Origin of the sequence: Frigoribacterium sp. VKM Ac-2836, from assembly GCF_013248995.1 — a bacterium.
GTDB lineage: Bacteria > Actinomycetota > Actinomycetes > Actinomycetales > Microbacteriaceae > Frigoribacterium.
On sequence record NZ_JABRPK010000001.1, the window covers coordinates 1,305,548 to 1,329,730 of the forward strand.

Annotated in this window: 32 protein-coding genes and 1 pseudogene; 15 read left to right on the plus strand and 18 right to left on the minus strand. The window is 66.2% G+C overall.

All coding sequences use genetic code 11. The features are described from left to right. The first annotated feature begins 12 nt into the window (after nucleotides 1–12). The gene (locus tag HRF36_RS06105; protein WP_173207593.1) at nucleotides 13–555 is read left to right on the plus strand and encodes a hypothetical protein; all 543 of its coding nucleotides are present in this window, start codon (nucleotides 13–15) and stop codon (nucleotides 553–555) included. A 76-nt stretch (nucleotides 556–631) separates the two neighbouring features. On the opposite strand, the gene HRF36_RS06110 is transcribed toward HRF36_RS06105, so the two are convergent. Then, nucleotides 632–2,161 carry an MFS transporter gene (locus tag HRF36_RS06110; protein ID WP_173207596.1) on the minus strand — a complete coding sequence of 510 codons (1,530 nt, stop codon included), beginning with the start codon at nucleotides 2,159–2,161 and terminating at the stop codon, nucleotides 632–634. Between the two features lie 310 nt (nucleotides 2,162–2,471). Here HRF36_RS06110 and HRF36_RS06115 point away from each other — a divergent pair, with 310 nt between their 5' ends. Then, a complete protein-coding gene (locus tag HRF36_RS06115; protein ID WP_173207599.1) occupies nucleotides 2,472–3,062 on the plus strand; it encodes a hypothetical protein in 591 nt (196 codons plus the stop codon). A gap of 33 nt (nucleotides 3,063–3,095) precedes the next feature. Here the strand turns inward: HRF36_RS06115 and HRF36_RS06120 are convergent, their stop codons facing one another. The 3 genes from HRF36_RS06120 to HRF36_RS06130 all read right to left on the minus strand — a co-directional run bounded on the left by HRF36_RS06120 (nucleotide 3,096) and on the right by HRF36_RS06130 (nucleotide 5,261). Next, entirely contained in the window at nucleotides 3,096–3,536 is a 441-nt protein-coding gene (locus HRF36_RS06120) for a hypothetical protein (RefSeq protein WP_173207602.1), read from the minus strand. A gap of 32 nt (nucleotides 3,537–3,568) precedes the next feature. Continuing rightward, the gene (locus HRF36_RS06125; protein WP_173207605.1) at nucleotides 3,569–4,093 is read right to left on the minus strand and encodes a DUF427 domain-containing protein; all 525 of its coding nucleotides are present in this window, start codon (nucleotides 4,091–4,093) and stop codon (nucleotides 3,569–3,571) included. Between the two features lie 223 nt (nucleotides 4,094–4,316). After that, nucleotides 4,317–5,261 carry a chlorophyllase gene (locus tag HRF36_RS06130; RefSeq protein WP_173207606.1) on the minus strand — a complete coding sequence of 315 codons (945 nt, stop codon included), beginning with the start codon at nucleotides 5,259–5,261 and terminating at the stop codon, nucleotides 4,317–4,319. Between the two features lie 120 nt (nucleotides 5,262–5,381). On the opposite strand from HRF36_RS06130, the gene HRF36_RS06135 reads away from it, so the two are divergent. Continuing rightward, on the plus strand, nucleotides 5,382–6,008 hold the full coding sequence (locus tag HRF36_RS06135) for a TetR/AcrR family transcriptional regulator (protein WP_173207609.1): 627 nt from the start codon (nucleotides 5,382–5,384) through the stop codon (nucleotides 6,006–6,008). A gap of 29 nt (nucleotides 6,009–6,037) precedes the next feature. On the opposite strand, the gene HRF36_RS06140 is transcribed toward HRF36_RS06135, so the two are convergent. Both HRF36_RS06140 and HRF36_RS06145 read right to left on the minus strand, forming a co-directional pair. Further along, nucleotides 6,038–6,421: a cupin domain-containing protein gene (locus HRF36_RS06140; RefSeq protein ID WP_173207612.1), complete on the minus strand. Its 384-nt coding sequence runs from the start codon at nucleotides 6,419–6,421 to the stop codon at nucleotides 6,038–6,040. 291 nt (nucleotides 6,422–6,712) lie between these two features. Beyond that, nucleotides 6,713–6,970 carry a hypothetical protein gene (locus tag HRF36_RS06145; RefSeq protein ID WP_173207615.1) on the minus strand — a complete coding sequence of 86 codons (258 nt, stop codon included), beginning with the start codon at nucleotides 6,968–6,970 and terminating at the stop codon, nucleotides 6,713–6,715. 665 nt (nucleotides 6,971–7,635) lie between these two features. Here HRF36_RS06145 and HRF36_RS06150 point away from each other — a divergent pair. From HRF36_RS06150 to HRF36_RS06170, 5 genes are all read left to right on the plus strand, one after another. After that, nucleotides 7,636–8,538 carry a phosphotransferase gene (locus tag HRF36_RS06150; RefSeq protein ID WP_173207618.1) on the plus strand — a complete coding sequence of 301 codons (903 nt, stop codon included), beginning with the start codon at nucleotides 7,636–7,638 and terminating at the stop codon, nucleotides 8,536–8,538. Between the two features lie 96 nt (nucleotides 8,539–8,634). Next, on the plus strand, nucleotides 8,635–8,904 hold the full coding sequence (locus HRF36_RS06155) for a hypothetical protein (RefSeq protein WP_173207621.1): 270 nt from the start codon (nucleotides 8,635–8,637) through the stop codon (nucleotides 8,902–8,904). 78 nt (nucleotides 8,905–8,982) lie between these two features. After that, the gene (locus tag HRF36_RS06160; protein WP_173207624.1) at nucleotides 8,983–9,255 is read left to right on the plus strand and encodes a hypothetical protein; all 273 of its coding nucleotides are present in this window, start codon (nucleotides 8,983–8,985) and stop codon (nucleotides 9,253–9,255) included. An 86-nt stretch (nucleotides 9,256–9,341) separates the two neighbouring features. Continuing rightward, complete coding sequence (locus tag HRF36_RS06165; protein ID WP_173207627.1) at nucleotides 9,342–9,566, plus strand: hypothetical protein; 225 nt, start codon at nucleotides 9,342–9,344, stop codon at nucleotides 9,564–9,566. A gap of 413 nt (nucleotides 9,567–9,979) precedes the next feature. After that, nucleotides 9,980–10,459, plus strand: a complete 480-nt coding sequence (locus HRF36_RS06170) for a hypothetical protein (RefSeq protein ID WP_173207630.1) — start codon at nucleotides 9,980–9,982, stop codon at nucleotides 10,457–10,459. 781 nt (nucleotides 10,460–11,240) lie between these two features. On the opposite strand, the gene HRF36_RS06175 is transcribed toward HRF36_RS06170, so the two are convergent. After that, nucleotides 11,241–11,483, minus strand: a complete 243-nt coding sequence (locus tag HRF36_RS06175; RefSeq protein WP_173207633.1) for a hypothetical protein — start codon at nucleotides 11,481–11,483, stop codon at nucleotides 11,241–11,243. 103 nt (nucleotides 11,484–11,586) lie between these two features. Here HRF36_RS06175 and HRF36_RS06180 point away from each other — a divergent pair, with 103 nt between their 5' ends. Next, the gene (locus HRF36_RS06180) at nucleotides 11,587–12,261 is read left to right on the plus strand and encodes a hypothetical protein (protein WP_173207636.1); all 675 of its coding nucleotides are present in this window, start codon (nucleotides 11,587–11,589) and stop codon (nucleotides 12,259–12,261) included. A 31-nt stretch (nucleotides 12,262–12,292) separates the two neighbouring features. Here HRF36_RS06180 and HRF36_RS06185 read toward each other — a convergent pair whose 3' ends face one another. The 3 genes from HRF36_RS06185 to HRF36_RS06195 form a co-directional block, all read right to left on the minus strand. Beyond that, complete coding sequence (locus tag HRF36_RS06185; protein ID WP_173207639.1) at nucleotides 12,293–13,015, minus strand: hypothetical protein; 723 nt, start codon at nucleotides 13,013–13,015, stop codon at nucleotides 12,293–12,295. A 74-nt stretch (nucleotides 13,016–13,089) separates the two neighbouring features. Further along, the gene (locus HRF36_RS06190) at nucleotides 13,090–13,290 is read right to left on the minus strand and encodes a hypothetical protein (RefSeq protein WP_173207642.1); all 201 of its coding nucleotides are present in this window, start codon (nucleotides 13,288–13,290) and stop codon (nucleotides 13,090–13,092) included. A gap of 227 nt (nucleotides 13,291–13,517) precedes the next feature. Beyond that, nucleotides 13,518–13,970, minus strand: coding sequence for a MarR family winged helix-turn-helix transcriptional regulator (locus HRF36_RS06195; RefSeq protein ID WP_173207645.1), 453 nt, complete (start codon nucleotides 13,968–13,970; stop codon nucleotides 13,518–13,520). A gap of 78 nt (nucleotides 13,971–14,048) precedes the next feature. Between HRF36_RS06195 and HRF36_RS06200 the strand changes: the two genes are divergently transcribed. Both HRF36_RS06200 and HRF36_RS06205 read left to right on the plus strand, forming a co-directional pair. Then, on the plus strand, nucleotides 14,049–14,543 hold the full coding sequence (locus HRF36_RS06200; protein WP_173207648.1) for a pyridoxamine 5'-phosphate oxidase family protein: 495 nt from the start codon (nucleotides 14,049–14,051) through the stop codon (nucleotides 14,541–14,543). Continuing rightward, nucleotides 14,540–15,262 (plus strand): NAD(P)H-binding protein, encoded by a 723-nt coding sequence (locus tag HRF36_RS06205; protein ID WP_173207651.1) that lies wholly within the window; start codon nucleotides 14,540–14,542, stop codon nucleotides 15,260–15,262. The genes HRF36_RS06200 and HRF36_RS06205 overlap by 4 nt, the downstream gene beginning before the upstream one ends. 429 nt (nucleotides 15,263–15,691) lie before the next feature. Here the strand turns inward: HRF36_RS06205 and HRF36_RS06210 are convergent, their stop codons facing one another. Continuing rightward, a complete protein-coding gene (locus tag HRF36_RS06210) occupies nucleotides 15,692–16,306 on the minus strand; it encodes a TetR/AcrR family transcriptional regulator (RefSeq protein ID WP_173207654.1) in 615 nt (204 codons plus the stop codon). An 82-nt stretch (nucleotides 16,307–16,388) separates the two neighbouring features. On the opposite strand from HRF36_RS06210, the gene HRF36_RS06215 reads away from it, so the two are divergent. Continuing rightward, nucleotides 16,389–17,597 carry an FAD-dependent monooxygenase gene (locus tag HRF36_RS06215; protein ID WP_173207658.1) on the plus strand — a complete coding sequence of 403 codons (1,209 nt, stop codon included), beginning with the start codon at nucleotides 16,389–16,391 and terminating at the stop codon, nucleotides 17,595–17,597. 483 nt (nucleotides 17,598–18,080) lie between these two features. Here HRF36_RS06215 and HRF36_RS06220 read toward each other — a convergent pair whose 3' ends face one another. The 4 genes from HRF36_RS06220 to HRF36_RS06235 form a co-directional block, all read right to left on the minus strand. Further along, complete coding sequence (locus tag HRF36_RS06220; protein WP_173207661.1) at nucleotides 18,081–18,278, minus strand: hypothetical protein; 198 nt, start codon at nucleotides 18,276–18,278, stop codon at nucleotides 18,081–18,083. 297 nt (nucleotides 18,279–18,575) lie between these two features. Continuing rightward, on the minus strand, nucleotides 18,576–19,283 hold the full coding sequence (locus HRF36_RS06225; RefSeq protein WP_217270878.1) for a hypothetical protein: 708 nt from the start codon (nucleotides 19,281–19,283) through the stop codon (nucleotides 18,576–18,578). 69 nt (nucleotides 19,284–19,352) lie between these two features. Beyond that, nucleotides 19,353–19,853, minus strand: coding sequence for a GNAT family N-acetyltransferase (locus tag HRF36_RS06230; RefSeq protein ID WP_173207667.1), 501 nt, complete (start codon nucleotides 19,851–19,853; stop codon nucleotides 19,353–19,355). An 89-nt stretch (nucleotides 19,854–19,942) separates the two neighbouring features. After that, nucleotides 19,943–20,383, minus strand: a complete 441-nt coding sequence (locus tag HRF36_RS06235; RefSeq protein WP_173207671.1) for a hypothetical protein — start codon at nucleotides 20,381–20,383, stop codon at nucleotides 19,943–19,945. Between the two features lie 382 nt (nucleotides 20,384–20,765). Between HRF36_RS06235 and HRF36_RS06240 the strand changes: the two genes are divergently transcribed. Beyond that, complete coding sequence (locus HRF36_RS06240) at nucleotides 20,766–21,278, plus strand: hypothetical protein (RefSeq protein ID WP_173207674.1); 513 nt, start codon at nucleotides 20,766–20,768, stop codon at nucleotides 21,276–21,278. Between the two features lie 323 nt (nucleotides 21,279–21,601). Here HRF36_RS06240 and HRF36_RS06245 read toward each other — a convergent pair whose 3' ends face one another. The 3 genes from HRF36_RS06245 to HRF36_RS06255 all read right to left on the minus strand — a co-directional run bounded on the left by HRF36_RS06245 (nucleotide 21,602) and on the right by HRF36_RS06255 (nucleotide 23,225). Continuing rightward, nucleotides 21,602–21,775, minus strand: a complete 174-nt coding sequence (locus HRF36_RS06245; RefSeq protein WP_173207676.1) for a hypothetical protein — start codon at nucleotides 21,773–21,775, stop codon at nucleotides 21,602–21,604. Between the two features lie 626 nt (nucleotides 21,776–22,401). After that, a complete protein-coding gene (locus HRF36_RS06250) occupies nucleotides 22,402–22,743 on the minus strand; it encodes an ASCH domain-containing protein (protein WP_173207679.1) in 342 nt (113 codons plus the stop codon). A 203-nt stretch (nucleotides 22,744–22,946) separates the two neighbouring features. After that, a complete protein-coding gene (locus HRF36_RS06255; RefSeq protein ID WP_173207682.1) occupies nucleotides 22,947–23,225 on the minus strand; it encodes a hypothetical protein in 279 nt (92 codons plus the stop codon). A gap of 157 nt (nucleotides 23,226–23,382) precedes the next feature. On the opposite strand from HRF36_RS06255, the gene HRF36_RS06260 reads away from it, so the two are divergent. Both HRF36_RS06260 and HRF36_RS06265 read left to right on the plus strand, forming a co-directional pair. Further along, a complete protein-coding gene (locus tag HRF36_RS06260; protein WP_173207684.1) occupies nucleotides 23,383–23,661 on the plus strand; it encodes a hypothetical protein in 279 nt (92 codons plus the stop codon). Nucleotides 23,662–23,923: 262 nt separating this feature from the next. Then, nucleotides 23,924–24,183, plus strand: a pseudogene (locus HRF36_RS06265) (hypothetical protein); the annotation flags it as partial.

The window sequence follows — 24,183 nt, forward strand, 5'->3', positions numbered from 1 at the left end:
GCGGACGATCCCGTGGGCGACTCGACCGCAGGAGGCGCGGTGCCGACCCCCGAGGCCCCTTCCGACGACGAGGCGGCCGCGTCGCTCCGCGCCCTCGTCCAGCGGGCGGCCGCCGATCTCGCCGCCCGGGACGCCCGCACCGAGGCGCTCGCCCGGTACAAGCCGGCCCGGCGCATCGTCGTGGTGAAGACGGCGGAGTCCCTCGAACCCGAGGGGCGGGCCTGGCGCCTCGGGGTGCTGCTGCTCGGCTCCGACGGCCGGGTCTTCGAGACCGGGCGCATCACCCGGGCGGTCACGCCGACCCGCTCGCAGCACCTGTCCGCTCAGGTCGAGCAGCGCAAGGCCGAACGGCGGGCGGCCGTGCGCGGCCACTTCGCCGAGGGCGAGGTCGTCAACTACGGGTACGAGCCGGTGGACCTGTCGACCGGGGCGTTGCAGGCGGGCGAGCAGCGCCTCCTGGTCCGCGACGGGCGCGCGTTGGTCCGGTGGGGCGCGACCGCCGACGAGGTCCGCGACCTCGCCGCGTACCTCGCCGACCGGGCCGGACTGCTCTGACGCGTCGCACCATGGATTGGACGTCGCACCACCGAATCGCGTGGTGCGACGTTCACGACGTGGTGCGGCTCGCCGGTCAGCGGGCCGGGCCCGCGGGCTCGGAGTCGATGAAGGGCAGGTCGCCGAGGTCGATGTTCGGGTTGGCGTCCTGCGTCTCGACGAGTTCGTGCGCCTCGGCCTCGGTGGCCACGCTCGGCATCGAGCCGGGCAACGGGCGCTGCGAGGACTCCTTCATGAACCAGACCGCGACCGCACCGATCAACGAGGTCGCCATGAGGAAGAACGCCGGGACGAGTTCGTTGCCCGTCGCCTGCAACAGCGCCTGGATGACCAGCGGAGTCGTTCCACCGAACACGGCGATCGCGACGTTGTACGACACGCCCATCGCGCCGTATCGGCTCGCGGTCGGGAACAGTGCGGGCAGTGACGACGCCTGGCTCGACACCCACAGCGCGACGCTGACGGCCAACAGCGACAGACCGGCGAGCGTCGTCGCGATGCTGCCGACGCCGATCAGCACGAACGCGGGCAGGGCGAGCAGCAGGACCGACGCGGCGCCGAGCCACATGACCGGCCGTCGACCGATGCGGTCGCTCAGGCGCCCGGCCACGGGAAGCAGCAGGGCCAGCAGCACGAGCACCGGGATCGTCAGCAGCGTGCCGTGGAGCGGGTCGTAGCCGAGCGAGTCGGTCAGGTAGGTCGGCATGTAGCTGGTCAACGCGTAGCCCACGGTGTTCGATGCGGCGACGAGACCGATCGCGATGACGATGGGACGCCAGTGCTGCCGGATGAGCGCCAGGGTGTTGCGAGGACGGCCCTGCGCGTCGGCGATCTCGCCGACCTTGCTCTCTTGAGCGTCCTGGGTGGCCTGGAACGCCGGCGACTCCTCGATCTTCAGCCGGAAGTAGATGGCGACGACGCCGAGCACGCCGGCCAGCAGGAACGGCAGTCGCCACGCCCACTCCAGCATCTGCTGCTCGGTCGTCAGCAGCTGCAGCACCGACACGACGGCGGCACCGAGCGCGAAGCCCAGGTAGCTGCCGAGGTCGAGGATGCTCGCGAAGAAACCGCGACGCTTGTCGGGCGCGTACTCGCTGACGAAGGTCGTGGCCCCGGCGTACTCGCCGCCGGTCGAGAAACCCTGCAGGAGCTTGAGCACGACGAGGGCGATCGGGGCGAGGGCACCGATCGCGGCGAAGTCGGGCAGCACGCCGATCAGGAACGTCGCGCCCGCCATGAGGATGAGCGTGGTAGCCAGCACCTTCTGGCGCCCGACCCGGTCGCCGAGGCGTCCGAAGACGACCCCGCCGAGCGGGCGCGCGACGTAGGTCGAGGCGAAGACGCCGAGGCTGAAGAGGATCTGCAGGGACGGGTCGGCCTCGGGCAGGAAGACCCGGCCCATCGTGACGGCGAGGTAGCCGTAGACGCCCACGTCGTACCACTCCATGGTGTTGCCGACGACGGTGCCGCCGATGGCGCGCTTCATCATGGCCGGGTCGACGACCGTGACGTCGTCGACGCGTAGACGCCTCGGGCGCCGCCGTCCGGAGGCGCGGGTCGGGCGGTCGGGACGGGCCTCGCGGGCAGGGGTGGGTGGGGTTCCCATGAGCGACGTTCCTCTGGATCTCGGGCGCCGATCGGTCGGACGGGCGCCTCGGCGATCGAGCTGCGGAGGGGCGGAGCCCGGCTGCCGCAACCCGAGTGGTCGGGTCGACGGCGGGCAACGTTACCGGCATCTCGGCGGCAGATTGCCAGGGCATTCTGAGGGAATCCCACCGGCCGCCCAGCCCACGGGGACGGTTCGTGCACGGTGATCGCCTAGTGTCGATCGCGACTCGCGTACCGGGGGTGCGTCGGTGGCGCTCCGCCGGTCGACCCTCCCCCACCGACCCACCCGACCCCCAGGAGGCCCTGCCGTGCGCCGCGTGCTGATCGTCGTCTCCGTCGTCTTCGGCGTCGGACTCGTCGCCTTCGTCGTCGCGATCGCCATGGTCGTCTCGGCCCTCACCGCGCCTCGCGACGAGAGCGTCACCGCGATCACGTCCACGCCCGTGCCGGCGTGCCCCGAGGTCGACCCGGTGATGGTCGGTGACATCGAGGTGCCGGCGGGGCCCGTCGCCGGCTACTGCCAGGACCGCCTGGTGAACGCGGCCTACATCATGCTCGCGGCCCGGGCGCAGGGAATCGGTGAACACACCCAGGCGATCGGCGTCATGACCGCGATGGGCGAATCGAGCTTGCGCAACATCGACTACGGCGATGCCGTCGGGCCCGACAGCCGGGGGCTGTTCCAGCAACGCGACAACGGGCTGTGGGGCACCTACGAGCAGCGCATGGACCCGTACACCGCGGCGACGAGCTTCTTCACGAAACTCGTGTCGATCCCGGGCTGGAAGGACCTGACGCCGACCCAGGCCGCGCACGCCGTCCAGGTCAACGCCGACCCCGACCACTACACGAAGTGGTTCCCCGACGCCGAGGTGGTCGTGGCCGCCCTCTCGGGCTGACCCGCGCCTCCTCGGGTCGGGGAACCGACGCGGCTACTTCGCGCGGCGACCGATGCTGCGACGGTCGCGCCAGGCACCCGTGGACCAGAGCGACAGCAGGACGAGCAACGGCTGGAAGATCAGGCGGAACGCCCGCTTGCCGTCGGTGTCGAGACCGAACGCGTCCGTGTGGGTGACGAGCTGCGAGATGTTGCCGGGGAAGATCGCGGTGAAGAACGCCGCGGCGATCCAGCCCACCGTCACACGGTGCTTGGGGGCGACGACCAGGGCCGCTCCGATGCCGATCTCGACGACACCGGACGCGAGCACGACGAAGTCGTCGTCGAGGGGCAGCCACTCCGGCACCTGGGCCTGGAACGGCTCACGGGCGAAGGTCAGGTGGCTCGTCCCGGCGAAGATCAGGGCGCCGCCGAGGGCGACGCGGCCCAGGGTGCGGGCGAGGGATGTGGGGCGGGGGCGGGGACGTTTCGACATCCGACCAGTCTGCTCCTGTCGGGGCCTCGTCCTCACCACCCCATCGTGCCGGGCGCCCCTTTGAAGGGCCCGACCAGGTTCGCGGTGATCCAGCCGCCGTAGAAGTCGCCCTCTTGCGCCTGCACCACCTCGCCGTCGACCTCGCAGGAGTCCATCGCGCCGGGGTAGAGCGCGATGTGGTCGACGAGAGACTCGTAGCCGGGCCAGGGCTCGGGATAGGTCCAGCCCGACCGACGGGCGGTCACGCCGCCACCGGTGACGTCGACGTAGCCGGCCTGGCCCTTGAACTCGCACAGGCTGCGGCCCTCGGCGCGGCTCAGGGCGCCCGGTGCGAAGGACGACCGCGGCAGGTAGTAGACCGGCGGGTGGCTGGTCTCGAGCACGCGGAGGGCAGCCGTCGTGTCGGCGACCACCGCGCCGCCGAGGCGGACGACGACGCGCTCGCGACGCGGCTCGACCCGGGGCGGGCGGGGATAGTCCCAGACGGACTCCTGCCCAGGGCCGGGCTCGACGCGGACGGGGTGGGACGGGCGGGACGGGCGGCGGAAGGCGGGCATGAGCCCATGATGCGCCGGGGGGCTGGGACGCCGCAGCGGGTGGCCCGAGAACGCACGGCCCTGCCGCCGGACGACCGATCGGCGAGCTGGCGTCGGCGCCGCCCTGAGCTGACTCGCAAGCGCCCAGGCCGATGGTCGACTATCGGGACAGCGCTGGCGATCACACTCATGGGGCTCCTTGCCATCGCGGTGGCAGCGGCCCTGATCGCCAGGGGCCGCGACACTACTTGGTGTCGACGTGACCGATCGGGTTGGTGCGGAGCTGCAGAGCGTCCCGGGCCGCGGGCCAGGCGCCCCTGTCGACGCGGAGGGCCGTGCGGAGGTAGGCGGTGCTCATCCGCTGGACGACGGCGACCCGTTCCGGGTCCTCGTCGGTCGTCTCGGCCACGTCGTAGCCGACGATCCCGCCCAGGGCGTGTTCTGCGCCGTGCAGGGTGAGGAGGTCGGTGGCACCGGGGCTGTGCGTGTAGGCGTCGGTGAACCAGTCCGGTCCGCGGCTGGACATCGTGGACTGGTCGTGGTCGCCGGCGACGACGAGGGTCTGGGTGGTGAGCTCGCGAAACGACGGGCGCATGAAAGGGAAGTTCGCCTGTGCGAAGGGGTGCAGGTCGTCTCCGCCGAGACCGGTGGCGGCGAAGAGGACGCCCGCGGTGACGCGGCCGTCGGACATGTCGTCTCCGACGTGGCCCTCCTCGTCGACGATGCGTGCGCCGAGGAGCGCCTGAACCGTCTGCCCGCCCCACGAGTGACCTGTCGCGGCGATCCGGTCGCGGTCGACGCGGCCGACGAGACCGGGGACGGCCGCCACGATGGTGTCGAGCTGGTCGAGGACGCGGGACAGGTCGGCGATGCGCTCGGTCCAGATCGAGGGGAAGACGGGGTGGTCGAAACCGAATCCATTTCTTCTCGAGTCCAGGTGCGTGGGCTGGACGACGACGAAGCCCCGCGAAGCCCAGAACGCAGTGAGGGGCGCGTAGCCGTCGAGGTTCCAGCCGTTGCCGTGAGAGAACACGATGACCGGAAGGTCACTTCCCGTAGCGGGTGCCGACACTCGGACCTCGAGCGGGACAGGTCGGCCCGGGGCCGAGATCGCCACCGGAGAAACAGAGACCACCGGGTCGCCGGTGCCGATGATCTCGTCCAGTGAGGTAACGAGTGATGAGGACATCAAGAGGGCCTTTCGAGATGGGAAGCGCTCTGCGATACTGCTTATCGGAGCGCTGATCCGCAACAATACGGAACACTGCTCCGTTAAGCAAGCGCCCGATTATCGGGCTGAGGAGGCGCCATGACCGTTACGCAGGACAGCGACGGCACAGCCGTGCCGTCAAGGCCGGTGGGCCGCCCCCGTCGGAGCCAGCAGGCTCTCCTGGACGCGGCTGCCGAGGTGTTCGTGGAATCCGGCGTGGATGCCCCCGTGCGTGAGATCGCGGCGAAGGCGGGCGTGGGCATCGGTACCGTCTACCGGCACTTCCCGACGCGGCCCGAGCTGGTCGTCGCCGTCTACCGGCACCAGGTCGAGGCCTGTGCCGAGGCCGGGCCGCGACTCCTCGCCGAGAGCGCGACCCCGGAAGGAGCCCTTCGCACGTGGGTGGCGCTGTTCGTGGACTTCCTCGTGACGAAACACGGCCTCGCCACCGCCCTTCAGGGTGACGCCGCCGGGTCGGACGCACTCCACGCGTACTTCGTGGGCCGCCTCGTGCCGGTCTGCGGGTCGCTCCTCGCCGCGGCGCGCGCCGATCTCGGCCAATCGGGCGAGGAGGCGACCCTGGACGGGTACAGCCTCCTGAAGGGCGTCGGCAACCTCTGCATCGGTGCCGCGAGCGACTCGAGCTACGCCGCCGAGCGACTCGTCCAGGCCCTGATCTCCGGCGCACTCACCCGTGAATCATCACGGCTGGAAGGCACCCGCTGACCTCTCTTCTACCAGGCCATCTGTCCGTGTCAGCGGAAGTCGCCGACCTGCCTCTCGACCGGGACGGTGCCCTCGACAACGACATCACCCGTGTGCGCGGTGGTCACCGTCTCGATCAGGACGATCTCGACCTCTTCTTCCGCGACCGGGTTGTGATGCACGCCGCGAGGCACGACGTAGAACTGCCCCGGCTCGAGCACGACCTCCTCCTCGCCGGGCAGCTGGATACGAAGGCGCCCCGAGACCACGAGGAACATCTCGTCCTCCGCGTCGTGCGCGTGCCAGACCAGCTCGCCGAGCAGCTTCGCGACCTTCACGTACTGGTCGTTCACCTGCCCGACGACCCGCGGCGTCCAGTGCTCTCGGACCTGTCGCAGCTCGGCGACGACGTCGATCCCATGCAGAGTGGTCATGTATCCATCGTCGCTCCTGGATGGCATGACTTACAGGCCGGACCCGCCAACGAACAAGGCTCCACGTTGGAGGACATCAATGCTCGGCCCTCGGCAACGGACGTGAACCCCAGCCGCCGACAAGAGCCCGGTCGCGGACCCCCTAGCGGAGACTGCTGCCTCCGTCGTTCAGCCGTTCCCGAGACGGTGTGCTCCTCCTCCCTAGGTCCGTAAGTGGATCGGTTACGGGGAGACGCTGCGTCAGCTATCCCTCCCGCAGGAACCAGGATTACCCCCGGCGAAGTGCCGCCCTCAGGCGATCGACCGCATCTGCAGACGCGGCCGTCCCGACGTCGGAGAACGAACCAGCACCTGCCCACATACGGCGCGCCACCGTAGATGCCGCCCGGACTTCACGCCTAGTCGTAACGCCGACGAACTGTTCATCGAACCAGTCGGCAGCAGCTCACGTCGCGAATCCTCTTCCGCCTTGGCGACCGAGCGCACCTGCTCGATCGCTTCGGCGATCTCCACGAGGACCCCCGAGACCGTCCGAAGCTGTACGTCCATGCTCCGACCCTAGAACGTAGACGCCGCTTCGCTAACCCATCGCATTCCGAACGCTCTTCGCTCGGGGCGAGGGTCCGTTTGTGAGGACGGCGGCAGGCTTCGGACTTCTGGGTTGGGCGGTATTACGTGTTCGTCGCGACAATGAGGACGACGAAGTGCGACGGTGGATACGACTCCTGCGTCAGTACGGATTGAGACACCACGCGGGAATCTGCTGGTGGTGGGACCGTGGATTTGCTGCCGTCACCCGAATCGAATCGAACAGAGAAGCCAGCTTCCTCGACCTGGCCTCGCGCGTCGGCCAGGGGGAGGCCTCGGAGGTCGTTCTGTTCGAGGAACGATCGAACCGCGGTTCCATCGAGGTCCACCGCTCGAGGCTCGTTCGGCATCACCACGGAGGGGTCCGTCGAGGAGGGCGTCACGTAGGGATTCGCTGAGGTGGGCGGCATGTAGAGATCGTTTACCCCGGGGGTCGTGCAGCCACTGACGGCAAGAGCCAAAGCGGCCGAAGCGAGGGCTGCGGCACTCGAGCGGCGAATCGATGGCACGGTGGCTCCCCTGGATCTCGTCGAGGCAGCCTACGTGCCGACGACCGGCTGAGCCCAACATCCCCTATCGGGCAGTCACGTCCGTGTAAGGGTGGGGCCGTTGCGAAAGGAATGATCATGGCCAGGACGAGATGGGCAGAAGCGCCTCACGCCGTACGTCGCGCCGTCGAGGTCGCACTCGGCGCCGAGGTCATCGAGGCGGTCAGTCAGGCCGGCGGTTTCTCGTCCGGGAGCGCCGATCGGCTGCTTCTCGCCGACGGCCGCCGCGTCTTCGCGAAGGCCGCCGACCGTTCCCGCAACGTCGGCACCTACGAACTGCACCGGAGGGAGGCGGCGGTCGTCCCGGACCTTCCCGTGTCGGTGTCCGCGCCCCGCCTCGTCGGGACCATCGAGCAGGACGGCTGGGTCGTCGTGGCCTTGGAAGACATCGACGGCCGCCAACCAGGGGCGGATGACACCACGCTCGTCCTCGACGCTCTCGGAACCCTGCCTCGCATCGAGACCCTCTCGCAATTGCCCCGTCTCTCGGTCGAGCTGAAACCGGACGCTGCGAGCTGGGACCGGCTGACCGCGTCAGGAGCCGTAAGAGATCTCGGTCCCTGGATCGGTGCACATTCTTCCCGGCTCCGTGATGTCTCCACGCAGCTTCCCCGAGTGGCCGAGGGAGAACACCTCGTGCACCTCGACTGCCGTGCCGACAACCTCCTCGTCGACGAAAGATCACGGGTGTGGCTGGTCGACTGGCCCTGGGCCAGTGTCGGAGCGCCCTGGTTGGACTCGGTCACCTACCTCCTCGATGTCCTGGTCCGCACACCCGATGCCGACGTGGAGAGCCATCTCGAGCACCCGTCGCTCCGAGCGGTGCCGGCAGAGGCCGTCGATGCGGTCCTCGCCGGACTCGCTGGCTCCTGGATCGAGAAGATCCAGGAAGCGGCACCCGAAGACATGCCGACCCTGCGGGACTTCCAACGGAGAGAGGCCGATGCAGCTCTCCTGTGGTTGAGACGCCGATGGGCATGAGACCCGCCCGCAGCGCGGTCCTCTATCGGTACGCAGCTTTCATGCCTCATGGTTGGATCGGGCTATGAGCCTTCTCCGAGCCGGCGACCTCTTGCGATGAAGGGGCGTCAGCCATCAAACGCGAAGCCTGGCGGTTCCATCGCTGCCGGCGGAAACGTCATCATCTGCACGGGCATCGTGATTGCGATCCCCATCTCCGTACTGGCGACTGGCATGCAAGGTGCTGATCTGCTCATAGCCGGTGCCGCCTTCGTCATGGGTATAGCGATGCTCGTTGGATTCGTTCGCACGCTGATGAAGCGCAGAGCAACCGCGCAAGAAGATGGCGGCGCTGAGAAGCCAGAGAACCAACGCAAGCCGCGCTAGTTCGCGTCCGATAGACAATGCTCTAGAGGGCACTATGCGGGAGACCTTAAGACTTGCGGGGTGCCCGAGCCTCTCCAATTGACTGTCCTCGAAATTCGCACAATTTGGGGCACGCTCCCTCGCGAACTGTCTGCCGGCGGCGCGACAATAGCCGGCTTGCTCGGCCTCGGCTTCTTTGCTGCTGCCGCCGTCTCCGGCCAATGGTGGTTCGTAGCGGGAAGAATCTTGGGTTTGCTCAATGCGGCCGGGCTGGACGCCCTGGCGAAGTATCTGCGTGAGCTCGCCTCCGCAAACGTCGGCTTCGGGGCCGACGGTCAAGACATCACGGAGTTCCCTGACGACTCCAGATAGGGTCTGCTCCAGCCTGCGCAGGTCGAGTCACTGCACCCGGTAGAGGATCGTCTATTGGGCGCCGTCGCGGGCGGTAGGTTCGGCTCATGCTCAAGAACCTTCGCCGCGCTTTGCACCAGAGATGGTTTCAAGGCGCGCTCTGCGTCTGGGCTCTCGTTGGTTTCGTGGCTCTCGGCGCACTCCTGCTCGACTACTCGACAACGTGGGTGAGCATGGCGGTCAGCTTGGGAGGCATGGTCAGTTCCCTCTTCGTGTTCCGAGGCCTCTGGCTCAACTCGGCCCCCAGCCGCAGCTCCAAGAGCGACACCTGATTTTCGCGCCGGCAAGCGATCACCTACTGGTACGAGGACGTCGATGTCTTCTTCGATCGCGCCGCCGGCAGCGTGCATTTGTGTGGACCTACCTAATCGACCTCGGACTTTCGTTGACTCAGTGGTTCGCTGATCCTCGCCGTTTGTGGCGCCGCCACCCCTGATTCGCGGAGCTGGGCGAGCGTGGCCCGTCGACGATCGTCTATTGCTCCGCCAAGCAGGCCGCCGACCTAGCCCGTTTTGCGCGCGGGGCCTCGCGGTATTGAGCGAGGCCGTTAGCGTTGACGGATGCTTCGGAACTCAACCGCTTGGCGCTTCGCCTACATCGTCGGCTCGAACACTAAGAACATCTGCCGTTGACAGGGGCCGACAATATGAGAAGTCGGATCGCGTGGGTGATTGGTGGGGCGTTCTTGTCCCTGATCTATGCGGCCGTGATGGGCTTTCTCACTCTTCGCATGATCGGCGTCCGAGGCGGCGCCGTGTTGGGCCTTGACAATTCACTCGCCGCCATCGCAACTCCTCGGCCAGGGGTACTCGAGTCAGTCACCATGACGGTTGTCAGCTGTGTCGTTCTCGGATTGCTCGTCTTCGCGGCCCGCCGACGACCCGTGGCAGACCAGTTCGCCTTTCGTCTCGGCTTCGCGACCGCGACCCTTGCCCAGCTCGTCGTCAGTTCGATCATGCAGGTGACGACGTACACGTTCCTCCGAGGTCCCGACGATGAATTCACGCTGTGGTGGGCCGGATGGCTCCTCAAGATCGGTATCAACCCCGCTGCCTACCTGACCCTCGCGGTCTCCCTCTTTCTTGTCGTGATCAGCGCCCGACTCCTAAGCGCCCAGAAGAACGCCGTGACGGCTAATGCCTCACCGACCGGGCACCGCGCTTAGGCGCCCTAGCCACGCAGTCGCAGGTCGTCAGACGCAATCGCCCTTCTTGGTTGAGGAAAGCCCGTTCAAATCAACGGGGCAAACGCTCATTTCAAAGTGCGACCACGAATTGATTTTCGCTTTTAGTGAAGCCAAGTCGTTGACCCGGCCACCCCCCGAAGGTCGCTCGACCGGTACCCGATCCCCTATCGGGGAGCCAGGCAGCAGTCTTGCCTTCGGCCTATGGTGCCCCTACGACGCCTCGCAGCAGCCAGCAGATCTACCTTCTCTGCGCCGTTGGTGTTGTGGCAGGCATACTTCTGCTGGTCTTTCTGGACGGCGCGGCTATAAGCCTTGCTGGATTACCTCTCGGTCTTTCGATCGGAATCGCGCTCCGTACTTGGTGGAAAGAACATGGCTGGAATCCGGGCATAACCATTACTGAAGACGTGGCCGAGGGCGAAGCGCTCAAGGACGAAGGTCACGGCCACGGCGAAACGCCAGGAGGCCGCTAAGCGACCCCCTGTCGGGAATCGTCACCGCGCTGCTCTGAGCCGTCTTGTTCGAGTCTCGATCGAAGAAACCTGATCGTGAGGACGAGGGCGTACGCGGCCAACGCCAAGACGATGACTACGAGAAACGAGGTCAGGATCGAGAGACCGGCGGCTAGACCGGCAAGCTGACTGAGCTGAGACATCATCGATCAAGGCTAGCCACGTCGAACTACGGTGCCGGTCGAGGATCCCCTATCGGGCGGCTCGTTCGTTTGAACAGCGGCCATGCCGGCCATTAGGGCGGCGGTCTACCGCTTTCCCTCGCGTTGCTTCATGACCCAGATGGCTCGACCGGCGTTCAGAGCAACGAACACCACCCCAACACCCACCCCGATGAGACATAGGCGGTCCGTCACAGCACTGACCACAAGGAAAGCAACGACGAGGACGACGCCCACGGTGATGCCGATGAGTGCCCTTCGGAGTTGAGCTTTGGCCGGACTGACGTCGCCGTTGGGAGTCATAGTCCAAGAATGCCACTTCTGTTCCATCGACCGGTCCTTAACGGTTCACAAGCCGATCCCCAAATGCGACAGACGCGCGTACAACTGGTCGCCCTTGGCACGGCTTTCCAGGCATGGCAAGGTCACGACCATGCAGATCACCAACGACGTCGAGCGCGCCACCTGGCTAGGGCCGCGGATGTACCGCCTCAAAGGCTGGGCACGGGTTGGCTCCGTCGCTGGGCACGACTTCGAGGCCTACGCGCGCATCCTCCATCCCCGCCCCACAGGAGCCGGCACCTGGGAACACCGCCGGTGGGCTGACGTCGCCGCCACGGCCGACAAGGTCATGCACCCTCTCGTCCAATGGGAGCGACTGCTCGGCCACGACGAGCCACGCGGTGGCACCAGCGACGTCGGGTACCTCGACCCGCAGGTGCTCGCTGCCCTAGCACCGCCGCTAGGGAGGGCCACCACAACACCGGGGGACGCCCTGGCGGCGTACTGGGTCGGCGGTACCGGGCAGGTCCTCACCGGCCGATCGGTGACCATCGATCGGTACGACTACGTCCTGGCCCAGACCGACACCGCGGAGCTCGCAGAGCCCGGCTGGGGTCCACACATCGGCTTCCGAACCGACGAACCACCTCAGTTGCTCTGGCCTGAGGACCACGCCTGGGTGCTCGCCACCGAGATCGACTGGGACTCCACCATCGTCGCCGGCCCTCGAGAGCTCGTCCACGTGATCCTTACCGATGGCCGCTTCGAGGCGTACCCGGTCGACGAGGACTCCGACCTTTCGTGGAACGGCGACACCATCAACTGACGCACGAACTTAGACCCCACATGATTATCGTCTAGTGAGACGGGTGCCCGGTCTCAGTGGCGCGGCCGGGCATGTAAGGGAAAAAGTGCAGCTGACGGGGACGCAGCCGATGTACTCCGTCCCGATACGAGCCGCCGACGACAGCGCCGTCGACGTCCAGCAGGTCACACGTACGCCACGTGCTCCGAACGGTGCCGCCCCTGACCACGAACTGCGTCACGACGCGGAGCGCCTCGACCAGGCCGTCATCGCCGTCGCCGCCCAGATCCCACCAACCGAAGTCGTTACCGCTGACGACGACCGAGTCGTCCTTGATCACCAGGACCTCGAAAGGCAGGGCTCCATGCCGGTGCGGGGTCACGGTCACCACACGGTCGAACTCGGCCTGAACGGTGGAGACCTTGACGCCGCCAGCCTGGCCGACCATGGCGACGACCCGGGCGACGAATGCGTCAAGACTGCCAGGCTCGAGGCGCCCGGTCAGGAGATGGTCCGTGAGCAGGAACCATGCCTCAGCGAAATCGGACTCATCCCAGCCCAGCTCCCACCGCCGGGCGGGCATGCCTGAGGTCGGGGCGATGTCGATGACCAGCCCATCAGCCACGACGACCGAGAACTGGCCGACCTGGAGCATCGGCAGCATCGAGCTGCCGGAACCGAGTGATCTTGACCGGACGGCGCTACCGAACTCCTTGCCGGCGCGAATGGCGAACAACTCGAACCGCTCGATGACGTCGTCGGGGACCGGTGCCATGACTTCATCCTGCGGCATCGAGACCCAGCCCGGCCATCACGAGTCAGGCTGAAGCCTGGTCGGTAAGCGATCCTCTATCGGGCAGCCTGGCCTCGCTTCAGGTTTCCGGCGTTGAGATAGACCGTGATCAATGCGCCGGCCAGCGTGAAGTACATGCCCGCTCGTGACGGGTCTAGAACGAGGAGCGTCACCGCAGCGATGACCACGAGCGACGCGACAATCAACAAGAACAGCGCCACTGACCGCCTCATACTTCGGCCGTCGTCGGTGTCCATGGCTCCACACTCTCCCGCCGGTCGACTCAGGTCAAGCCGACCGCGCGCGCTCGCGTTAGCCCATCCTCCAACGGGCACTAGGCGCGAAGCCGATATACAGCTAAGTTGCGGACGCAGCTCGGACCCCGCTGATGGCGGGGTTCCTGGGTTCGCTCAGGTTCCCCGTCAGGCATCCCCCGTCAGGCGGCGTCGACGTCGAGTAGGAACACGCGCTGAGCGTGTGGCATTCAGGGCTCGGTAGCTAGAGCGATCTTGAGCAGGAGCCGGTTGAGCTCTTTGCTCTCGTGCGCGCTGAGGGCCGCGTCGCCGAGGTCGTTGGCCGCCAGGGCTATCACCCATGCTTGCACGAGGACCTCCCTGCCAGCTTCCGTCATCCGCACGGGGTTTCGTCGCCCCTTGCCACGATCGCCGACACGACGAATCAGGTCCCGTGCTTCCAGCCCATCCAGGAGCGGGGCAACGCTCTGCGGTCGCAGCAGCACGGCCCGCGCGATCTCAGCCGTCGTCAGCTCTCCTTCTCTCTCGAGGAACGCGAGGACCCCGAACTGGATCGGGTTAAGGCCGAGGTCAGCCAGGCGCTCAGCGAGCCGGTTCCCGACGAACCGTGCAACCCGGACGACGTTCCAGGTCAGAACGTCGTCCAGGTCCCGCGCGGCTTCGGAGTCCGGGAGGTGCGGCATGCCCTCATCCTTCCATCGCGTGCTCTCGCCGCGTACGCTCCAAGAAACAGAATTCTGTTACTCGACGAGGAGAACGACATGACCGACACCACCCCCACCCAGCACCACGTCGCCGAGCTGGTCAGCGACGCTAAAGTCGCGATGCTGACCACGACGACCTCTGAGGGCCGGAGCGTCAGCCGCCCGATGGCCCTGCAGGAGGCCGAGTTCGACGGCGACCTGTGGTTCTTCGCCTACGACGATTCCGCCAAGGCTCAGCAGATCGGCGCACACGAGCAGGTCAACGTCGCGTTCGTGAACATGAAGGGGCACACCTGGACCTCGCTGGCGGGGCGGGCGACGATCGTCCACGACCGCACGAAGGCCGAGGACCTGTGGGCGAAGCCTCTTCAGGCCTGGTTCCCGGACGGGCTCGAGACGGACGGCCTCTGCCTCATCCGGGTCGAGGCAGACTCGGCCGAGTACTGGGAGGGCCCCGGCAGCACCGTCGCCTTCGTCGTCCAGACCGTCCGGGCAGCCGTGACGAGGAACCCCGACCGCGATCCGATCGAGAACGACACGGTCCAGCTGTGACCCACGACGCGGCGCCCCTCGCCGCAGCCGGGCCCCAGCGCCTCCTGGTCCTCGGTGCCAACGGCCCCACGGGCCGCGAGGTGGTCCAGCAGGCCCTGAACCGGGGGCACCGCGTCGACGCCCTCACCCGGCACCCCGAGAGCTTCCCCCTGCACCGTCAGCGACTCCGGGTCGTCGCTGGCGATGCTACCGATCCTGCCGTGATCGACACCGCGGTCGCCGCCACCGACTCCGTCATCTGCACCATCGGCGCTGCGTTCACGCTGAAACCGGTCGAGGTCTATTCGGCAACGACCAGAAGCGTCATCGCGGCGATGGAGAACCACCACCGGCGACGCTTGATCGTCGTCACGTCAGCAGGGGTCCGCCGGTCCCACCATCAGAGCGGAATCGCCCAGGTCGTCGCCTACGGCCTCATGCGGCACGTGCTCGGGCGCACCGTCTACGACGACATGGCGAAGATGGAATCTCTCATCACAGCCAGCACCCTCGACTGGACGATCGTGCACCCGCCCGGGCTCGTCAGCATCCCAGGCCACAGCTACGCCGTCGCGGCGGACGAGATCGAGGGGAACCTCTGCGCCCGCGACGACCTCGCCCGGCTCCTCATCGACCAGCTCACCGATGACCGCTTCCTCCGGGGCATCGCCGCCGTGGCGACGCCAGGTCTCAGCATCAGTGCCGGCCACATGATCCGACACGAGATCCTCAAACGCTGATAACGAGACGCTAGCCACTCTTGTTGCTGCGTATGACGATCGTCTGTCGGGACACCCGCGTGAGCCTTGTCTCCGACACGATTGTTTCCTACTGCACCACGAGGCCGCGGGCTGCGAGGACCACACAACTTCACTGTCAGGCCCGCGCCCGGGGGGCACTGTACGTGTGATCGTCGACGGCATCCCCAAAATCGACGCTGGCGCATTCTTGTAGGGCGACGTAGGTCATGAATTCATCGGGGGTGGCTCCTTCCCAGTGACGGGAACCGGGCGCGCACCAGATCACGTCACCCGGCCGCACCTCGAAGACGCTCTCGCCCTCGGTCTGAACAAGTCCGACGCCTTGAGCCCGGAACACCTACCTCCTCGGATAGACAGCGACACCTCACCTGCGCTGCGGGATCTCTGCAATCCGCTATTGGCCGTTGCCTACGACCGGTAGTCGTGGTCCCCGATTGTGCGCGCGGCGTCCAAGAGGTTGACATGGAAGTCGGGCTGGTCCCCGGCCGGCTGCAAGGCGAGCACAGTGGCGAAGCCGAACGTGACCGCGATGAGCCAGTCCGCGGTTCGAGTGGTGAGGCCCACGACCTGATCGGCGTCGGCGCGCTGCGCCGCCCAGGGCATGAGCGTCTGGACGAGCAGCGCACGGAGGTGTGCGACGTTGTCCTCGGCGACGAGCACGAGGTCCTCGTCCCTGGACATCTCGCCCCACACCTGCACCAAGACGCTCGTCTGGGCCCGGTTCGATGACGGGCCGGCGAGCAGACGAGCCAGGAGCGCCTCAGGGGTGACGGTCGTCGCCGATCCGTCCGGTTCTGCCGCCACCGCCGTGAAGCGCTCCTCGAGCATGGTCGACATCACGTGGCGAAGCAGCTCTGCCTTGCTGTCGAAGTGCGAGTAGATCGCACCGGACGACAGCCCGGAGGCGCGGACGATGTCCGCCATGGACGTCCCGCTGATGCCGTCGTCCGCAAAGCACTGCATCGCCGCGGCGGCGATCCGACGACGTCGCTCAAGCCGAGTGGATTCCCTGAGACGAGGCATGCAAACAGCATAATCGGTCTGCTAACGTCACAAACAGCGCATACATTCGGTTTGCGAGTACTCGAACAGAGGAGCACGGATCATGGCACACCGAGCAGAGCAGCGTCACGTGATCGTGTCGGGGGCGAGCATCGCCGGCTTGTCGACCGCCTTCTGGCTGCACCGGGCGGGCTGGCACGTGACAGTCCTGGAGCGTGCCCCGCAGTTCCGGGACGGTGGACAGAACGTCGACATCCGTGGGGTCGCCCGGGACGTGCTGCAGCGGATGGGACTCCTCGACGCGGTCAGGGCGGCCAACACCACCGAGACCGGGACTGTCGTCGTGAACTCGGACGGAACCGTCCGCGCGACCCTCCCGCCAGACGGACCGGAGGGCGCCACCGCTGAGCTGGAGGTGCTCCGCGGTGACCTGGCGAAGATCATTCTCGACGCCGTCCCAGACGTCGAGCTCGTGTACGGAGACAGCGTGGTCGAGGTCCGACACCGCTACGATCGGGTGGAGGTCGTGACCACCGCAAGACGGCACCTGGATGCCGACTTCCTCGTCGTCGCCGAAGGCGCCCGGTCGAGGACTCGGGACCGGCTCTTCCCCGCGGAGTCCATCCACCGCCGAGACCTCGACATCACGATGGCGGTCGGGACGATCCCCCGCACCGAGACGGACGACCAGACATGGCGGTGGTACAACGCCATCGGCGGGCGCTCGGTCCACCTTCGCCCCGACAACCACGGCACCACCCGCGCGATCCTCGCCTACGCCCCCGGGGAGGACCTCCTCGGAGTCGACCGTTCGGAAGCGCTGGCACGCGTGCGAAGCCGGTACGCCGACGTCGGCTGGCAGGCGCCACGCGTCCTCGACGCTCTCGAACATGCAGATGACCTCTACTTCGATCAGCTCACCCAGATCCGGGTCGACCAGTGGCACCGCGGCCGGATCGTCCTCGTCGGTGACGCCGCCTGGTGCGTGACCCTGATGGGCGGCGGCGGAGCATCCCTCGCTCTCATCGGCGGTTACGCACTCGCAGCCGCGTTGACCGATCAGGCGAACGACGACCCTGAGAGTGCCCTCGCCGCCTACGAGCAGTGGATGCGGCCCCTGGCCGATCGAGTGGGCCGGACCCCGAAGGCGCTCGTCCACTTCGCCTACCCACGGACTCGGGCAGGTCTTGCCGCTCGAGGCATCGCCGACCGTCTCGTGACGGCGACGATTCTCCGCAGCCTCGTCCAACGACTCCACGCCGGCAAGAAGGACGACGACCAGCTCACCCTCCCCACCATGACCACGAACTGACCAACACCGCCAATCCGCACTCCCGTCAGCATCTCTTGTGTGCAGCCCGGCAAGCGATCCCCTAACGGGCAGTGTCGACGACGAGGTGAAGTCCCGCGGGATGACCAGCCTGTAACGACAAGCAGCATCTTGACCGAGGTGCAGCTTTCGGCGGAAGGTGCCTGGAGCCATCCCTTAGGAAAGGCTCCAGGCGCAGTCTCGTCGGCCGACCATGACATGGCCGGCTGACAGGACCGGAACGAAACCTCACGGCTCCGCCGCACCAAGCGTCGCCACGCCGCTTGGATGAGATCTCGGCAAGTAGCGCCTTTGCTGCTCCCCGAAACCACCGACCACGCTACGCACCAGGCCAATTACCCAGAAGGGGCTTGACCATCCCCGGAACCGGCCGTGCTTTTCGCACCCTGACCCTGCAGGCCGCACCCTGCCCCCCTGACTAAGGCACCCCAGCGAGAGAGCCGGAACTGAGCCTGCGCTGCATTGTTAGCGCTGGTCGCGTGCGGGAACGAGCAAGAAGGCAAAGCCGACGAGGGCGGCGATGATGCCGATGACGACCAAGAACGTCGCCCAGCCGCTCCACACCGCTGGGGCGAAGTTGAGGATCAGCAATGCAATGACGATGAGGGCGATGCCGATGCCGAATCCGAGGTTCACCGCGCGCTTCTTAGAGCTCTTGTTCATCACGGCAACCTACGTCGCCAGATTCGACCCGGCAACCATATCGGGCGGTGACCCGAATGATCATTCGTCCAGATGACAATCGTCTATCGGGCATCCCCGGAGCCCTCGTCGTCGGCGCAGAGTTTAGGTCTTGTATCCGGAAAGATAAAAGGGGTTGGCGAATTTTTCCCTGATAACGGACCCCGGCGACCTTCTAGCCGGCAGTGCTCGGTCTCATTAAGGAGGGGGATCACCCAATGCCGACATTCGTCTGTAGGCGCAGGACGCACAGAGAAGGCCCACGTGACACGATGAACCTCACCCGCCGGGGCAGTAGCCGCTCGTGCCGAAGCAGGGAGGCGGATCGTTGCGAGGCGCCTTGTTCACGTCGACGGATCTGCTGTCGAAGTATTCACGGCTGTACTCGATCCCCAGCACATACGCGGCCCCCGTCGCACTAATCGCCGTGGCTAGTTCGTCCCCTTCCAACCCAGCCGTGGACGAGACGACGACGTTCGTCGGGTGGAAGTAAGCACGGTCTAAGAAACCATCGACGGTCGCGACGACGATCGTCGTCTCGTCCGTTCCGTGCGCTCTCGACGCGGGATGCGTCGTGACAACGCCGACGGCAGAATCGGCAAGCAAATCGAGGTCTTCTGAGCCCCTGAACGGGTCGACCGGCGAGATATTCGAGTCTTTGAGGGCAACAGCAGCTTGCTCGTGCGCCTGCTCGGAAGTAACTGCGTCGAGGAGGGCGTAGACGGCTCGGCCCTGTAGCGAGCAGCGAGTCCCGCTCGCGTCGACGAACAAACCAGACGGGTCATCGGCGTACCCGCAGGTGTCTTCCCGCGCGATGGTGATGCGGGGAGCGGATGCCGAACCGGGCCACGCTAATGCGTCGTCCGCCAGTGCTGTCGCCTCCGGCCGCACGTGCTCAGCAAGCGAAGGATCGACCGCCTCAGACGCGCAGCCCGTCAGAGTCAGACCCATCACCAGCACGAGCAGACCTGTTCGTTTCCCTCTCACTGTTCCCCCTCGACGCGAGCGTAACGTCCCTCCTCGACGGCAGAGCATCTGTGACCGAAGGACCATCGGCTAACGGACGCTAAACCGAGCCCAGGAGTCGGCCGGCAGCTCCGGGCGGCCAGGGACATCGCGCTTTCTGAAGCTGCACTTTGGGTCGATCTCACTCGCTACCTTGCGCCAGAACCTCGTTGCGACGTCGTTGCGTTCTTGGTAGGCAACGGCCCACCGCCCAGGGTGCGCCGCGGTCAGTTCTGTCACGGCGACTTGTCCGATGCGAGAACGCCGCGCGCCGTGCGCGACGAAAAAGCTGCTGATTATGTGCTCCTCAGCGTCGAGTCCGCGCAGGACCGCGAACCCGACCGGGTGCGATCCCGAGCGGAAGATGTGGGCCGACCAGCCCGGTTCCGAGAGGCCGGCGTCGAGTCGTTCCTGTCGGAAGCGGCCGCGTTCGTCAGGAAGCGTGCCGGTGAACGCGGACATCTCGTGGCGGAACATGGTCCAGAGCTGTTCGAGCTCGGGGCGGTGCCGCTCGTCAGCAGTGGAAATGGTGGGCGGCTTGAAAGTGGTCATACAAGAAAACCTCCACCGAGCCGGTAGAGGTTTTGTTGCTGGCAGTCTATCGCTCCGACCGGTTCGCCATCCCCCAACGAGACGCCTCGTCAAGGCTTGCGGCGCACACCCTGTCGGTAGCTGAGCCATGCTGTCAGCACGAGCAAGCTGATGACGACGATGTCCGCGCCCACAAGGCTTGCGGTCGAGAACATGTGCACACCCTCGGCGGTGAACGTCGTGTCCGACAGGGGCGCATAGGCGAACCACCCGAAGGAGACCGGCTGCGCCGCCGCGGTGGCAAGGACGACGACGCCCACAACCAACGCGGCCAAGCCGGCAACCAGAACGAGGCGGGAAGTCAGACCAGCACGACGCGTCATGCCTGGACCATAGCGCGTCGGTTCGCGCACCAGGATGCCCGCGATTTGCCCGCCGTCCAACAGGCTGATGGAAGTGCCGGTGGCCGATCCCCTATCGAGCTCGCGCTGAGGGATCGAGGCATCAGGAATGCGCCTATGGTCGAGCGATGTACGACCCAATCCCAACACGTCTCAAGCCCTTGTGGTGGGAAGGCCTCGCAGGGGTGGGTTACGCGCTCGTCGCGGTCAGCGGGAGCATTCTGCTCTACAACTTCGCCCAGGACGATCGATCGGCCGCCTGGCGCTGGACGCTGCTGGTCGCCGTCATTGTCGCGCTCTTTGTCGGTGCCGTTCTCTTCTCGAGGTGGGCAGGTAGGCACCGCCCTGCTGTACGCCAGCCATCGAGGGTCTAGGCGACACCTCCCCAGTCTTCCTAGGGATTGCCGATGGGACACTCCACGAGGCCACTTGGACGTGCAACTCGTCGGGCTCGAGGTGACAAGGTGTGGCCATGACTCAACGTCGCGTCGAACCACCTAGGGGCCGGTCTGAAAGCACCCTCCGCAAGTCGATGCTGACGCAGTTGATCCTGCAGGGATCGATCGGGGTGCTCGTGTTCTCGTCTCTTCTACTCAATGAGGACCGCGGCGGGTTCCGGATCGCCAGCGTGGTTCTCTTCGTCGTATGGCTAGCAGCCGGCACAACGTACGTCGCGCAGTTCCGGGCGCTGGGCTCCTGGCGAACTCTCCCCGTCCACCCGGGAGAAGAAATGCTGTGGGGAACTGTCGCCAGCCGTATCCGGCCCAAGGGCGGAGTGGGATTATCGGGCCAGTTCTCCATGTCGACGCAGCGTTTCCGATACCGGCCGAGCCTGGTCGCTCGCCTTCGAGGAGCGCCAGCCGAAGAATGGGCCACAGACTCTCTCCACAGCGTGACCGTGACGCCAGGCAACGGCCGAGCCTTTGCGTCCGGCCGATGGGTCGTCGTCGAGACGGACACCGGTGATCCGGTGACCCTTCTGACCGGAGAGCCGCGAGCAGTTGCCGAAGACATCGAAAAGGCCCTGACGCGGGCGCACCGCTAAGGGCAGCCAGCGCGCGGTTCAGTATCCCCTACCGGGACGTCTTCGTATCCTGCGCCGCGGCCCTCCCACTGGAGGGCGCATCATGAACCATGATCTTCCGCAGGCGGCCCCACACAACGCCCGAGCCACCCGAACCGGTCTATCCCCAAAGCGCTGCCGTACCCGACTTCGCAACCTGGTCAGCTGACGGCATAGCTGGACGGATCGGACGTGGAGATCACGCAGGCAGGTGGGTCATCGCCTCGTGCGATGACACCCCGTTCGTTCCACCATTCGGATACCACCTGATGCTGCCGGACGAGGAATTGCTCCGAGACGACGGGTCACTGTTTCTTGTCTCTGGATGCAGCGACGAAGAGAGACCTGACGGAGGCGGCGTAATCGACCTCCTGACCGAAGAACTGGACGTGACCTAGAGCATCGACCACGCCGACTTCCTGGCCGCAGACGCCGCGTGGCAAGAAGCCTTCAGGGAGGAGATAGACCAGGAACGGCATCAGAACGGCTTGCCGCCGTTCGCCTGGGAAACAAACCCGATGCCCTCGAGGGAAGACTCGGAACGGTTCGTATGGTGGCTCACTAGCTTGAAACGCTGACACTGAGCCTTCTCGGCACCTCTGAAGACAACTGGGCGTCTGCGCCACAGCCTGTCGGGCGCAAGAGTATCGGCTATCGGGCAGTGGGCCGGCGATCTGTTTGCGCCGGCGGGCCCTTTGCTCTCCGCGCAGAACGAAGCAAAACCCCACAAACGATCCCCCGAGCACCAGTGGCGCGACGTAACTGATCACCGCCTCAGGCTGCTCCCACCCCGAGCCTCAGTCAAGCGCCTCGGTTCTTGATGGGCTAACGGGAGGACGCAGGTTGCCAGCTAACGGCGCTGTCGCTGAATTCGGTCATGCCAAGGAAAGCCGCGCAAGAGGCGATCGAGTGGACGGAGGCGGACCGGCTCAGGCCGCTGCTCGGTGTGGGGAGCATCGCCACGATGATCCACACCGTTGACCGAGTCGGCGGGCCTGAGCGCTTTCGCGTCGGCCTCAGCGAACCACCCTCGTTCGTCGAACATGACGACCCCTCTTCGGTTCCGAGAAGCATCCCAGCGGGCGGGGTCGCGGTCAACGATCTTCTATCGGGACGGCTCGACAAGACAGAGCTCAGCGACGTCCACGACCGCACCGCCTGGCATGTCCGGGTAATAGTTCTCGCGTAGCTGCGCTGCGAAGAGCGTCATGTCCGTTCCCGGAGGCTCGTGAGCCTGCTCCGCAGTAAGCTCGTCGAGGCGGTACTGGCGGACCGCGACGACCTGCCCGGCGATCGGCTGCGCAGTCGGATGATTATCGAAGACGAACGTCGCGGCTCCGACGTGGACCGACTCGCCCCAGCGGACAGTGGTCACTTTCTGGCCAGCGACGATCGCGTCGTAGTGCTTGCGGTGGAAATGGACAACATGGCGAGCTTCGTCAGTCACCAGACCAGCCTGCCGCAGAATCGTCCGTCCACCGATCGGCTATCGGGCCCTAGTGCAGTCTCTCGGAGTGGACCTGGTGGAGCCGATGGCGAAGGTCTTGCACATACGTATCGCGCCGTTCCGGGTCCTCCTCGAGCCCCTCGAGGCAAGCCCTGACGGCAGCCTCGATCAGTTCGAGTGGATCGCTGAACTGAGTGGGCACCTCAGAGCGCGCTTGTGAAGTCGTCGAAGCTTGGGTAGTCAAAGGGGACACCGAGGTCATCGTCGTCGCGGACATCCTCTGGGACGGCCTCTGACTCGAACGCGATCGGAATGCCCGGTGTGACCAGCACGTCCAGCACCCTGTTCCCGACCAGAGTGACACTCACCATGCCCGCACCATCTTGGGCCGCTTGCACCACGGCTTCCTTGACCTGGCTGAAGTCCTGCCCCTGAGCCAGATCGTGCGGGACTCCGTCCACGTGCATCGTGATCCGTTCCATGCCCCGATGCTGCCCCGGGTAAGACAATGCCCGCCCGACAAGCGCAGAGGGGTTGCCGGCGGGGATAGTCCTACCTACCCTGTGCCTCTCCCAAAAGAGGCCCGCCTGAAGACCGTCTATGGGCAGCGTGGCGCTTTGAGCCGCCTTACAGTTGAGCGTGACTTTTAGCTCGATGTGGACGATGCACGGCATCTCCTACGGGGCCGAGGTCCACGACGGTTTCCTGCTGTGGGGCTCCGCGCCAGCGAGTATGCGTGAACCCCTGAAGATGAAGCGGGTGGTTCCTAGCGAATTCAAGGTCATCTCCCGTGTGACAGCCGGCAACGAGACCGTCATCACCGCCATGGTCTCGGGCAAGACGGTGAGAGTGGTCATCCCCAACATCGTCGTTGGGGCCCTGGAACTGGCTTGGAAGCGCGTGAACGACTCGGCCTAACCAGGCTCGATGACACCACGAGCGGTGGGGCCTCCGCGGAACCGCGGTTGTTCACTAGTTCGTCCGCGCATGCCTATTGTCACTGTCCGCTCTGCGATCGCTATTCGGAAACAATAAGAGCCGAGCGCCTGAGGTGACGAGGATTTGGGCCGGTGCCCCTCGGTCACGGGCGGGTAACGAAGTAGATGCGTTCCAATCCTTTCCGGGCCCGGTGGCGAACCCTGTACATCCCCACCGGGACCAACAGACAAGGAGCTTCATCATGAACGCCTTCACTCGTAAGAACATCACCAAGACCACGCTGGGTCTCGTCGCCTCGGGCGCCCTCGTCTTCAGCCTCGCGGCCTGCTCGATGGACTCCGGTTCGTCGACCGACACGTCGTCCTCTTCCTCCTCGTCGTCCGCCGAGCCCAGCGCCGCCTCGACGCCCGCCGCGTCGATCGCTGACCTCAGCAACGGTGTCGACACCCAGGTCGCCGTCGACGCGTCCTTCGTCGACGCCCTCACCAGCCTCGGCCTCAC